Here is a 13026-nt window from a genome sequence, read left to right as displayed (position 1 = left end):
GTCGGCGCCGGCTTCACGGATTCAGGTTCATAGTAAGCAATTTTATCTTTATCTAATATCGTGGTGATCAGATGTCTAAGGACACTTCTAGCGGACTTGAGGGACTCTCTATCACCTTCCCACCCATCATTCAGTTCATCGTGCAAATCGTCTCTGTCTTCTTCTAGAATCCGCCCAACACGGAACCAGTAATCCCTCTCAGATATGTCACCAGCTTGCTTGTCTGTTAAGAATTCGAACTGATAGCGGCTACCTGTTTCGTCCTCAGGCTGTCCCAGTAGGTTGATATAAAGTCGCTTGAGAGGAAACGCATCGGGACTCGTCCACCACTTGCCATGGATTTTTTGGCTGTAAGACCCTCGTAGACCAATATTCAGAGCTGTAATACGCTGCTGACCGTCCAGTACGGCAACTAACTCGCGAGCAGGAAGATCTTTCAGCGGCGGGCAATGAGGATTGTCTCGCTGATGATAATGCGTCACAAAATCGTAAAACTGATACTTCCCACGATTATCAGGCTGTATGCGCCAAAAAAGGAATGTGCCAAACGGGTAGCCCTGAAGTAGACTATCGAACAGGTTGCAGATCTGATCAGGTCTCCATACAAACTCCCTCTGAATCGCTGGGAGTATTAATTCATTATTCCTCACCTGGTCAATTAATGAAGAGATGGTGCCACCTGTCTGATACATAGTATCTCCACTATATTGATTTTGCTTACGATGGTTTAGCTACCAGATTAATCTTTGACCATTTTGGACTGGCCAGCCCATCATCCCGTTTTAGCTCTGGCTACTCTCACCATTATCGTTTCGTTCCTGCCAGTCCCTTGAGATCGAATCCCAATCCACTGGTCGCTGGATATCTTGATAGCTACCGTCCTCAAGCTCTTCAGACCCAGACCAAACATTCCAAAAATCTGGATCATCGGAGGTTGGCCGCTCGGATTCTGCAAGGGCTCTCATTTGCACAAGCACAGGCAACTCCGAAGCCCAGCCCATCAAAATTGCATGCCGCGAAGGTAGTGACGGTAGATCTCTCAAAAGACCTCGAAGATTGTCTGGTACCAAGCGATGAACCAGTTCTTGGTCCCTGTCGTTGCTTATGCGGTGGAGGAGGAAACTATTGCACTGAGACAAGACTGTCGGTGAAAGCTCACTGGGGCGTTGCGATGAAAGAACCAGCCCGAGGCCAAACTTCCTGCCCTCCCTGGCAATCTTCTCGAAGACTTGGCAGCAAATGGCAGCAGAACTCTGGTTTTCGGTATCGGCGTTGTAACGTTTTATGAAGGTATGAGCCTCCTCCATAACCAAGGCTGTGGGTAAGATTTTTCCCTGGTTAATTTTTCGGTACCTTTGCAAAGCCTCCAGCGTCATCCTTGCAATAACGGCCGTCGCCAAATGCACCACTTCAACTGGGAGCAGAGACAGATCTATCACTGTAATTGAACCATTGGCTGCATCACTCGCCCCAATGTAGTCGTTCAACCAATCAGCCAGAGATAGTCCGTCTGTCTCTCCGGATACCGACTTCATCCGACTATCACCTAGAAGTGTTCTCACTCGCATCAGCATCGTTTCCACGTAATCGGAAACGTTAAGTTGCTCAGCGTTTACCTCAAGGCTTCTCAGAAAGTCCGATCCGGTGAACTCGCGTGGGACATCTGCATCTATTGGAAGAACATCGGTATCGCTGCCACCAAATGCTGAATGGGCGGCTTTTGTTTGACCTAGTAAGTCGTCTATTTCAGCTTTGGTAAAAGGCCCTGGCCAGTCAGCACGCCGTGTTCCGCGATACGTGCTTATCAAGCCATATAAACCTCTAATGCACTCATTCTCATCGTCCGAGTAGTCTTCGGATGTTCTGAGAGCGTCCTGCCAAGTTGTAAGCCTCTCCACAAAGCCCTTAACCGGACCCGGACCTGACCATGGCCGCCCCGAAGATTTCTCTTGCTGAATGATTCCAACAAGTGTTCGTAGATATCTCCGCATTTCATTACTTGGGGTCACATCGTCCTCAAAGGACCCATCTCTTACTGAGCGGAGTGCTTGAACCAAAGTTGGCCTTTGCGCTCTTGGACTGGCCTGGGTAAACGCGCTCCATTCCTCGCTATTCCAAAACCACATGGGAACCTTAAGCGCCTGAATCTCTTGGTCTTCATCGCCCTCCACAGAAAAAACACGAACGTTGCCTAGATCTTTGAAGGTGTTTGCATACTCACCGTTTGGGTCGAGGACAATGAACCTTGCGTTCGGGTCACCTCCGTCTCGGGCCTTTCTTGCAGCTTGGAGCGACCACCGGATGAGCCCTGCTACGGAACATGACTTACCGCTGCCCGTATTACCAAGAACGGCAAGGTGCCTCCCAAACAAACGATCGGGATCAACGCATACCGAGGCGTTTGCGGCCAACGGGCTCACTCCGATCTTCACATGCTTGTTTGTTCCTGACTCGACAATTGATCTGAGTTGATTTTGTGTGGGAAGCAGTACAGGGCTTCCAACTGAGGGGTAGGCCTCGACACCACGTCGAAATGAAAACTTGTCTTCGTCTTCCTGGAGTAACGAGCCAATCGGATTCAGGCTCATTTTCCGGAGCGGGTACGGGAGATCGATCAAACCAAAATCTTGCATGCCCCGGCGTTTGGGAAATTGAGATCTCTCGACTGTTATCCATTCGACTTGGGCAACGAGGTAACCCTCATCGCTGGGAATCAAAACGTATCCATTTATTCTCGGGAAAGGCCGAGGCGTGCCCGTGTTCAGGGCAACGTTGTCCGGAGCCTCGATATTGAGCAAGACCTTAATCTCATCGGGAGCTACAAAATCGATGGTTCCGATTATGAGAGAGTCTGCATAGGCCATAGGGCTCATACTCATGGTTGCTCACTCCCTGAATTACCGCCCTCTTCATCACGCTCTGATGTTTGCTGCTCTGAGTTGAAACGTTGACGCAACAACTCTGACATTCTGGATGTCGTCTTATCGATGGCCGCTTTTGGTAGAAAATATTTTGTGAGCTTCTGTATATCGGCCAGGCCCGGACCAACCATCAGACTAATCTGAGATGACCGACCGAGGTCGTCATAGGTCTTGGTGATACGGCCTAGGTTGTCATCACGGGAAATGATGACAAGATGCGTTGATGGTATAGATAGCATATCGCAATCACGCGGTTGATATGCTCATCGCCGAAGCTGTATCCGTAAGTCACAAGTGTGCTGTTTGGCCGGCAGATTGCAGCCGCAAAATCGCGAAATAACTCAACGTAGGGATAGTCAGCCGTTTCTCTATCTTTCGCTGAGTTGGGATAAATCATCAATTTGTTCGCATCTACACCCCGCAAACCAGGCGCATCCAGGTACGGCTTAATCTGTTCAGCACCAAATGGTAACCCGATACGCCGGATATCCTGTTCGGCTTGAATCCAATCCACGGAGCCATGGAGTTTTGTAAAACGTGCCACACCTTCCAGATATCTTGGTTCACCTCGAATGCCGGGAGGGTTGTAGTGCATGTCCAGATCAAGCCGAGAGGACCTAAAAACGGGCATCAGGTTTCCAAGGAATCTGTCGAGCAAATGGAGACCAGCGACCTCTGCACCTGCCTCAATCAGCCGATCGTAATTGGTAGTAAAAATATTTAATCGATCACGAACGCCAGTCCGGCTGGCAAAGCTCATCAAAAAAGTGATGAGAGTATTCCATGCCTCTTGTCTTTCACTCTCCCCAGCCTCAGCAATATTCCGCTCACTTTGAAGGATTGAAATCCCAAAATCACCAATTATTGTTTCCAAATCAGCCGACACGGCTTCGGCATTCTTGGTTTGCCCCAAAATCTCTAAGCCCCGGAGGAGTTCATTTGCTACACGTAGTTGGTCTTCGATATTCGCCTGATCTCGCCCAGATCGTTCAGCAGACTCCTGCGCAGCTTTCTTGATCTCTTTATCGGAGAAAATGAAGTCAACACTGTCCATGCCAGCAGCTGGCTTTTCAGCAGCAATGAAATGAATTGCATGGGTCAAGCCAGAGCCAGCAAGTAGAGAAAGGTGTTCCGTTTGAAACAACGATGTCAGCCATGGCTCAATACGAGACCGAAGCTCCTTGTAACCAAAATCTCTGGAGTTCAGCCAAGATGTCTCAGAATAGTTTTCACACTGAAATTTTCCGACGGAGAGATCACCTTCAAATTTGATAGGAGATGCATCATCCCTGACTTTTAATATGTGTTTTTCACTACTCATTCCATGACTCTCCTTATACTTTAACCACTGGTCTTAAGCCAAAACCTACTGAGGTTTTTCTCCCGTCACGGCCTTCACTTCCGCCAACAAATCCCCAAACTTGCCGTAATTCACCTTCACCCCATCATCCAGATCCAGCGAGATGCGTTGGTCGGCATAGTGACGCAGCTTCTCGTCGAAGGTATTAAGTTCGGCTTGTTGTTTGTAGAGCTTGCTTAGCTCTTTCTCAATCGCTTTCGCTTCGGCGGCGGAGGTGCTGGCGTCTTTGTCTTGCTCTAGCTTTTCCACGTAGCTGGCGAGCTTGGTGGTGAGCGGGATGACGTAGTCGGTGCGCATCTCGGCCAGGGTACTTTCGTTGTAGCGGTGCAGGTAGACCAGGCACTCGAAGGCTTTTTGCTTGCCGGAGGAAAACAGCCAGTAGATGGGGCGTTTTTTGTAGGTGCGCAGGTGGTCTTTGAAGAACTGGGTGCTGAGGTAGCGGCGGATAGTCTCCAGCGCGGCTTCGCCTTTCTTAACCTTGATGGCGTGCAAACAAAGGCTTTCGGCGACGAAATCGAGATTTTCCTGAAGGTTCTCTTCGCCCCAGACGGTGCGCACGAAATCGCGGAAGCGGTTGGTGGCGTCGTCGGGAAACCACTCCTGATCGGTGAGCGGGATGATGGCGTTGTCATCCGGCGCAAAGCTGGGTTCGGGGACCTGGGCGAGGTAGTCGCGGACGGTGTCGCCTTGGCTGGCGAGCATCAGGCCTAGCTTGTCTAGCGAGTAGCGGCCCATCATGCAGCCGATGGCGTAGCTCACCAGCTCCTTCAAGGTGTCGCACTGGAGCAGAGTTTCCAGCTCTTCTTCGGAGCGATTGCCGCCATAGCGATAATGGGGGTTGCAGTTCAGTGTAATTCCTTTCAGAGGAGCTTTCGGACTCATCTCTTCTTGTAAACCATAAGCATCTATAAAAAGGCGGTTGTTTTCTATCTCAAGCTGCTCCAGCTCTCCAACCATTTTAAGCCAGTCATCTCGCAACTTATTTAATGATTCATTAACTAGTGACTGCCCTTCATTTATTCCCGCTAACTTTAATCCTAAAAAGTCCCAAGATATTTCATGCGAATCCCAGTCATCTTTTTCTAGCTCGATAGATCGACTGGCTATAGAAACCACCTTCTCGCTGACCTCGACGACTGGGATCGACGCAATTTGCCCAGCTTCAAGATTTAAAGTTGGAGATAATATTTCAAAAAATCTTAACGATAGATTAGAGTTGAGCAGTGCCAGTAGCTTGTATGTATCATTCTGTTCTGGGAATATAGACATCCCGGCAACATCAAAAATAGCTCCTTTAGGCTGATACCTAAAAGAAGGGATCCCACTTCCTATTTTTGACCAGGTAACACTGGGTTCAAAGTAATACCTTTCATTTACTACGCGCTTTGATGCACTGCCGTAACGATTAATTGCAACGTGCTTTATCTCTTCTCCGCCCCCTTTCCAGTTCACCAACATCTCTTGGTTACCGTACCATTTTCTAAAATCGCCACCTTTATTATAAGGGAACCACTTTACGTCGCTGCCTTTCTCGGCTTTCATCGGGGTTTTGTCTAATGAAACCTCGAACCACATCCTTGTGAATCTGTCATTATCCATCGTTGCCAAACCTTGCCTTGGCAAGGAAATATCACCGAGAAGGACTCCTTTCTCATAGGCCTCGATAAGCTTGGAGGACGCCCAATACGCTACCGGGCTTCCCGGGATTTTCTTAAAATCATCCGGGGCAACCATTTTAAGCCGTCCGTTTTTTACAGGGAATTCAAATGGCTTCCCGTCATCAGCAATATCATTAACATCAGTATATGAAAATGAACCTTTCACTCCTGAGATATGCTGATTTCGAAAAATGGTTGCATTGGTTCCGAACGCGATTTTCATCACACCATTGCCCATGTGCACCATGGTTTCGATGGTGTGATCATCTAGCAGCGACTGCCGCATCTTTTCGTAGCTGGATAGGAACATCCAACTTTGCATGGTCACCATCGCGTTGAAGGCGTATTCCTTAAGCAGTGTGAACCCATGCTCAATAAAGACCGCAAATAGGTCCGACTTGCTATTGGGGTAGGCCTTCTTAGCGTAATCCTTCAGCGACTTGTTCATCCCCTTACTGCCCATATAGGGCGGATTGGCAACCACCGCATCGTAGCGCTGCGCCAGTACCCACGCCTGCTTCACAACCGGCATCAGCTGCTTAGCAGCAGTCTTCTGCATGGTATCGCCGCTATCGATGAGCTCGGTGAGTACTTCCAGCAGGGACTTGAGCGGGGCTTCGAAGCTGTTAGGCACTTCGATCAGCGAGCCGAAGGTCTTGGCGTCCTGGAAACGCTCGATCAGGTCGAAGATGGCCTTGTAGGTGTTGTCGTTGCTGGAGAGCTCCTTCTGCTCGCCCTCGAACAGGCTCTGGGACTGGCCCTGGTGCCAGTCGCCGGTAAGGTTGAGGTCGCGCCACAGGGCGCTGGCATCCAGGTGCTGGGTGCTCTGCAGGGCCATCACGTTGAGGCGCACTTTGTTTACACCCATACGGCTGAAGATCCGTCGGTCGTCTTCCCGGGCCTTCATCAGCAGCGCGAAGCCAGCGAGCTGGGCGGCGCGGTCGTCGATATCCAGGCCGAACAGGTTGTTCTCCAGGATCAACTTGGGGATGTCCCGGGAGCGATAGCCGCGCTCTTCATAGATGGCCTTCAGCACGTTGTAGGCCTCGACCAGAATATGGCCGGAGCCACAGGCGGGGTCGAGCACCTTGATGCTCTCGGGATCGATGCTGGCCGGGGTGATGGCGTCCAGCTGGGCCTGCACCTCGGGCTCCTGCTCGGCGGGCTCGATGTAGTACGGCATCTCGGCTTTGAGCGTTGATGCGGGGTAGGTTTGCAGCCACTGGCGGCCTACCGAGTTCTGCACCAGGTATTGCACAATCCAGTTGGGGGTGAACAGCTGAGTGGCGGCGGGGATGTCTTCGCTTTTCACCACCTTACCGATCACTTGGTCTTTCTTCTCACTGATGTAGAACTGGTAAAGCCCGCCCATCACTTCTTCATCCCGCCAGTCGGCTTCGGGAATCGCTTCGACCAGCTCACGGATGAGCGAGTCGGTTTTGGTCAGGTTGTTGGGCAGCAGCAGCTCGCTGGCGTCGTCCAGCGGCTCGAACAGGAACGGCATGGCCTCATGCAGGGCGTGGCATTGGGCCAGCAGCAGCTCGCGGTAGAGGGCTTCCTCCTGGGTGCCGTCGAGCTTGAGTTCGCGCACGCGGGCGGTGTCTAGCCCTGGTAAATCTACCTCTAAGCACTCCTCCAGAATCTGGAGCTGCCCGGCTTCGCCCCCTGCCCCACTTAAAACGCGGCGGCCGTGGTCTAGGTAGCCGTGAATCTCCATATAGCGAATGGCGCACAGGCGGTTGAACCAGCTATAGGCGGCCTGCTCTATCGCTTGGGTAAAGCCATCGCGCTGCACCCACGCGGCCAGCGCTTCCCGTGCGCCTTTCCGGTGGGCGGGCACGGTGTGGGTTTGGCCATCCTGGGCGGTCATCACCAACACATCGCCCTTTTGCTCCAGGGGGGCAATCACAGCGCCACCTTTGCCATCCGGGCTAATGCCCACACGGGCCGCCTGGCGCGTCATGGTGTCGATAAAGCGGGCGCGGGCTTTGGGGGCGTATTTTTTGATGTTGGCGGTGTACATGGTGAATTCCTTATCGGGCCGCCTGCGTGGCTTGGCCGAGGTGTTCTGGTTTTTCTGTGCGTGACTGTTCTAGGCTTGCTAGCCATCTACTGGACTGACGCTAGCTGTGCTGCTTACTGGGTCGGTGACTAGGTCACTGACCCATTGCTTTTAATGGAAAACGGTATTGCCAGCCAGTTATTCATCCATTCCCTCTTGTAGCTGCCGTAAATCTTGTTCAATTTCCTCTACGGTGGGCAGCGAGCCTTTGAGGTTGTCTGGCAAGGTCTCAACCAGGTTGTACTCACTGACACCCATGGGCTTATTCAGGTCGCGTAGAGCAAACTCGACTTCGATGTTATTTTTATCCCGACACAACAACAGGCCAATGGTGGGTTGGTCATCGTCGCGCTTGAGTAGGCTGTCCACCGCCGACAGGTAAAAGTTCAGTTTACCTGCGTATTCCGGGATAAAACGTCGGTTCTTGAGTTCGATGACCACGTAGCACTTGAGGGTGACGTGATAGAACAGCAGGTCGAGATAGTAGTCGTTACCAGCTACTTCGAGGGCGTACTGGCGACCGATAAACGCAAAGCCCTTACCCAATTCCAGTAGAAATTGGGTGATATGCTGAGTGAGCTGACGCTCTACGTCACGCTCGTTATAAGGCGCGGTCAGAGACATAAAGTCGAAGGTATAGGGGTCTTTGAGCGTTTGCTGAGCAAGATCCGACTGGGGGGCTGGCAACGTGCGGGAAAAGTTACTCACCGCCTTGCCGGTACGCTCATGCAGCCGCGACTTGAGTTGCAGGGCCAGCACGTCACGGCTCCAGCCATGTTCCAGGGTTTGGGTGAGGTAGAAGTCGGCTTCGTTTAGGTCAGCACATTTGCTGAAAATCTGGATATTATGCCCCCAGGGCGTTTGGACCAGTAAACCAGCACGATCGGCATCTATACCGGCCCAGGGCGTGTCGTCCAATTTGGCAACATCCTGTTCCCAAATTGCAGGATCACAGTAAAACCGGAAGAAAGCTCGGCAGTAGCGCAGATTTTTGGGAGAAAACCCACCGACCTCTGGAAACGCGTGGCGTAGGTCGTTGCTGAAAGCGTTAATAAAGCCACTGCCCCACTGTGCCTGGGTTTCCCTTTCGACAATCTGAGCGCCCAGTTCGTAGTAGAGTGCGATCAGTTCGCCATTCGCCGCTAGTGCTGCCCGCATACGAGCAGACTGCACACGCTGCTTAATGCTGCTCAGCCAGGCCTGATAGTCGGCGCGGGTAGAAAGGCTATGTGTCATGCGGCACTCCTTTTAGCAACGCTGCTGTTTTTGCCAACCAACCTATCCAGGCGCTACCGCACCTGTACCCGTTTGCCCGCTGAAAGTGCCCCTTCCAGCTCTTTTCTCAGCTCGTCCATAAAGGCATCCACTTCCGCTTGGCTTTCCAGGTACACACCGCTATGCACGCGGCTGAGTACGTCGCTCACACGCACCCTTGCCACGGGTTTGGGGGCATTCACCGCTGCCGGGGCTGTTGCGGTGTGCGGGCCGTAGGTTGTATCCCGTGGTGCCGTCTGTGTGGCTGGTTTGGGGCTCTCTGATCTGGGCGCTGGTGTTGTGGCCTCTCCCGCAGGCGCAGGCGGCTGCCGCTTGGCGGCTTCAGTCTGGGCGTTGTGCAGTGCCTCCAGGCTGGCTTCTTCTTCCTCGACGGCGGTTTCGGTTTGCAGCTGGTAGATCTGCGCGATGCTGACCGACTGATTCACGGAGGCTTTAAGCTGCTGCAGCGGGTGCAGCAATCGGTTGCTGAGTTCGGCGGGGCCAATGCCGCTTTTGGCTATTTCAGCGCTTACTTTGGCAATGCGCGTGTCGATACGGGCAATGGCGTGCTGGCGTTTTTCCTCCACCAGGCCGCTGTTAATCTCATCCAGCGCGCGTACCAGGCCATCCACTTTATTGAGCATGGCGTAGGGGGCGTCGGCGCGGTAAATACGCTCACACTCGGCCAGCGCTTGCTGGGCCTGGGTGTTTTTCTCAAGCTCTAGGCGGTTCACCGCAAACCGGTTAAGCGCCTGCTCTAGCTGTTGCCAGGTCGTCAGCTGCTTGGTGAAGAAGTCACTGAGATCGCGGTAGTCCTCTTCCACATCGAGCAGCGTATCTTGCTGGCTGGCAATGGTTTTGAAGAAATCAAAGCTATCGTCCAGGCGCAGCAGGCGCTCCACTTCGCGCAGTGAGCTATCAATGGCGTTGCGTCCAGGGAAGTTGCCCACGTCGGTTTTGCTTTTATACGCCTCTAGCTCGCGCCGCCAGTGGGATAAGCGGTCTACGTAATAGGTGAACAGTTCTTTTTCGCTGGTGGGGCCTAGCTGGCCAAATAGCTCTTTGGTGAGGTTGCGGGCTTTGTTGAGCACCGCGTCTTCGGTTTGGCGCTTTTTCTGGAGGCGCACTTCACTGCGGCGGCGGGCGTTGTTGAGTAGCTCAAACGCCTCTTTACCGCTCAGCGCGGGGCCAGCGGTATGGAAGGTTACGCTCCCAGCGGCATGTAGGCGGCCTAGAATCAGCAGCGTTTCGCCTTCCGGCCAGCCGAAGGGTCGGTTGCTAAAGCGCTCAATCAGCGGGTTCAAAGGCACCGGCTCGCCACCGTGTAGCGAAATATACTGCTCTACCTCTTTCACCGCTTGGGCGTTGCCCTCCTCGCCGTCTAGGTTCAGGTTCTGGGTGCCCAGGTCATCGGCGGTTAATACGGCCTGCAGCTCGCGCATTGGCTCCCGGCTGAGCACCGGGAGCTGGCTTAGCTTGTTGTAGGTGTTTTCCAGCAGGTAGCGGCAGGCGTCGTCTAAACGGCTGTTGAGCTGGCCTCGGCTGAGATCGAGCTTCTGGCCAAGCGCGTAGACATCCGCATCCAGCAGCATCTCTTCTAAACGCACCCGCAGGCGCTTTTTGCGCTCTTGGTTTTCACGGCCACGGTCGGCCAGAATGCGCTCCACGCTGTGGTCGTTGGCCGATAGGTTCAGGCGGATAAACTTATCGGTTTTTAGCAGCGTGCGCAGTTCATCGGTAAAGCGCTTGTCGTCAGGCAGCTTGATGAGCACCTGCCCGCCGTTATCGCCGCTTTTGTGAATGCAGCCCGCTTCGCTTAGCTGAACGTACTCCACGTCGAGCGGTGAGACCACCTCTACCCGTAGCTGGCTCTGGTAGCGGCCATCCAGGGTGTGGCCATCCAGGTAACGGCCAATGCTGTAGTCGGTTTTGTTGACCGGGTAGCGGTATTTGGTGCGGTCGCGAAGCAGGTCTTTGAAGATTAGGCTGGAAAGCTCCTTGTTTTCGTCGCTGCTGGTGACTTCGGTGGCTTTGATCTTACGGGTGATGTCCCGCTCTTCATTGGTGAGGAACTGGTACTCATCGCCGTTGCGGGTAATCAGGCTCTCTTTTTCCAACCGTGCCAGGGTGGCTTCCAGCTGCTCCCGAATGGCGATACGGTCATCGTCGATTTGGGTCAGCGAGAGTGTGACTAGATTATCGACCGTGCCTTTGACCAAATCCACATAGCGGATCATAAACAGCGTGCGCAGGGTTTCGACATCAAACGCCTCTAACACGGGGTTTTCGCTGGCCTGATCAATGGTGCGTTTTACCGCTGTATCGAGAAAGCCCTCTACTGCTGTGTAGAAGCAGTGCATCGGTACCAGTGCGCCAATCGTTTTCTCCTGCACGGCTTTGGCGGCCATGTGGAACGCATCGAGCATGGAGCGCTCGCCGTAGGCCAGGTGCGCACCGGTCGCCCCTACATTGCGGATCTCCTCAAAGACTTTTTGCACCAGCTGGAAGTGGTATGGCACAAAGGGGTAATTGGCGATAAAGCTCTCGACGCCTTCGATATTTTTCAGCGTGGGGCCGGAGCGGTCAAAGGTCAGCTGGTTACGCAGAATCGAGCCCTTGGCCTCAAACACGCCTTCCAGCTCGGCGCGTGCTGGGTCGGTTTTCACCAATAGGCGCTTGCGGATCACTTCATCGGAGTTGGAGCTTGAGAGCGATAAGCGGGTTTTAAAGCGCCCGGCGATCTTGGAGAAATCGTTGGCTTTTGACGCGGTCATCTCCCCTAGTCCGGCGTCCATATCCGCCTGAGACGTCACGACGATCCAGGCGCGACCACCGCAGATCGTGCCGAGGTTTTCGGTGAGCGTTTGCAGGGTCAGCATTAAGCGCGTGTCGCTGCCAATAAACTGGCCGACTTCATCGACCATGAACACCATGCGCTGGGTCGCTGACTGCGACTCCAAAAACTCTTTTACCCAGTGGCAGAAGTTCTCTACCGAGACGCTGAAGTTGGTTTCGGATTCCTCAAACCATTTATGCGCCGCTTCAGGAGAGAGATCGAGCGCGGCACCAATCGCTTGCTCAATATCATCCTGGTAGAACTGATAGCCGTCTCGCTCCTCTTCCCACACCACGCCGCTGGCTTCGTTAAAGGCCTGCTTAAAGCGCTCATACACGCCGCGTTTTTCCAGGTGACGTTCCATGTGGGCGATATGCGGGTAATCGGAGCTAAAGCCCTGGTGCTCGTTAAACACGCGCAAGAAGACGTTGAGGATGGGGTTGCCATCGTCGTTCGAGCTGGCCTTGCTGTCGATGTTGAACAGCACCACGTGGGCCGGCTCACGAACGGCTTTGTCGATATCAGCCCGAATAGAGCTATCGATCAGCTTCTGCTCATCAAAAAAGTCGGCGGCTCGCTTGGCCTGGCCGCTGGCATCAAACGCTTCCGTGTTGGCGAGTAGGTAAGAAAGCGTTTTCAAAAAGTGCGATTTACCCGACCCAAAAAAGCCGCTGACCCAAACGCCCACGCGGTTGGCGATGGAAGGGTCATCTAAAGGGGTGGTGTAAGATTCAAAAAAAGCGCGAAAGTGCTTTTCTAACTCGTTGGTGACGACATACTCATCCAGCTCTTGGTAGACGGTTTCCTGGTCACGCTGGTCGGCCTTGACCACGCCGTTGATTGACCGGCTGAGCGGTTTGAGGAAGAGCTCTTGAATGTGCATATCTGTCCTGTAAATGTTTGAACCCTGGGTGTTTCAGGCTGAGAGGTAAAGC

Annotated in this window: 6 protein-coding genes; all 6 read right to left on the bottom strand. The window is 53.2% G+C overall.

The features are described 5' to 3' along the window. A partial coding sequence (locus tag B4967_RS04205) for a DUF262 domain-containing protein (RefSeq protein ID WP_139794399.1) occupies window positions 1–692 on the bottom strand: 692 nt, incomplete at its 3' end. Between the two features lie 90 nt (window positions 693–782). Further along, a complete protein-coding gene (locus B4967_RS04200; protein ID WP_083023783.1) occupies window positions 783–2879 on the bottom strand; it encodes an ATP-binding protein in 2097 nt (698 codons plus the stop codon). 226 nt (window positions 2880–3105) lie between these two features. After that, the gene (locus tag B4967_RS04195) at window positions 3106–4242 is read right to left on the bottom strand and encodes an SIR2 family protein (protein WP_207953572.1); all 1137 of its coding nucleotides are present in this window, start codon (window positions 4240–4242) and stop codon (window positions 3106–3108) included. A 45-nt stretch (window positions 4243–4287) separates the two neighbouring features. After that, window positions 4288–7962 (bottom strand): BREX-1 system adenine-specific DNA-methyltransferase PglX, encoded by a 3675-nt coding sequence (gene pglX, locus B4967_RS04190; protein WP_083023782.1) that lies wholly within the window; start codon window positions 7960–7962, stop codon window positions 4288–4290. Between the two features lie 177 nt (window positions 7963–8139). Next, on the bottom strand, window positions 8140–9237 hold the full coding sequence (locus B4967_RS04185) for a PDDEXK nuclease domain-containing protein (RefSeq protein ID WP_083023780.1): 1098 nt from the start codon (window positions 9235–9237) through the stop codon (window positions 8140–8142). A gap of 53 nt (window positions 9238–9290) precedes the next feature. Further along, window positions 9291–12974 carry a BREX system P-loop protein BrxC gene (gene brxC, locus B4967_RS04180; protein ID WP_083023778.1) on the bottom strand — a complete coding sequence of 1228 codons (3684 nt, stop codon included), beginning with the start codon at window positions 12972–12974 and terminating at the stop codon, window positions 9291–9293. Window positions 12975–13026: the final 52 nt, after the last annotated feature.

Origin of the sequence: Vreelandella lionensis (assembly GCF_002087295.1) — a bacterium.
Taxonomy (GTDB): Bacteria; Pseudomonadota; Gammaproteobacteria; order Pseudomonadales; family Halomonadaceae; genus Vreelandella; species Vreelandella lionensis.
Note: the sequence above shows the minus strand (reverse complement) of the source record. Positions and strands in the feature narration are given on the sequence as shown.

What these genes read in the sequence shown, in the direction of transcription:
- B4967_RS04200 (WP_083023783.1), bottom strand. Translation starts at nt 2,879, where the DNA reads ATGAGTATGAGCCCTATGGCCTATGCAGACTCTCTCATAATCGGAACC.
- B4967_RS04195 (WP_207953572.1), bottom strand. Translation starts at nt 4,242, where the DNA reads ATGAGTAGTGAAAAACACATATTAAAAGTCAGGGATGATGCATCTCCT.
- pglX (WP_083023782.1), bottom strand. Translation starts at nt 7,962, where the DNA reads ATGTACACCGCCAACATCAAAAAATACGCCCCCAAAGCCCGCGCCCGC.
- B4967_RS04185 (WP_083023780.1), bottom strand. Translation starts at nt 9,237, where the DNA reads ATGACACATAGCCTTTCTACCCGCGCCGACTATCAGGCCTGGCTGAGC.
- brxC (WP_083023778.1), bottom strand. Translation starts at nt 12,974, where the DNA reads ATGCACATTCAAGAGCTCTTCCTCAAACCGCTCAGCCGGTCAATCAAC.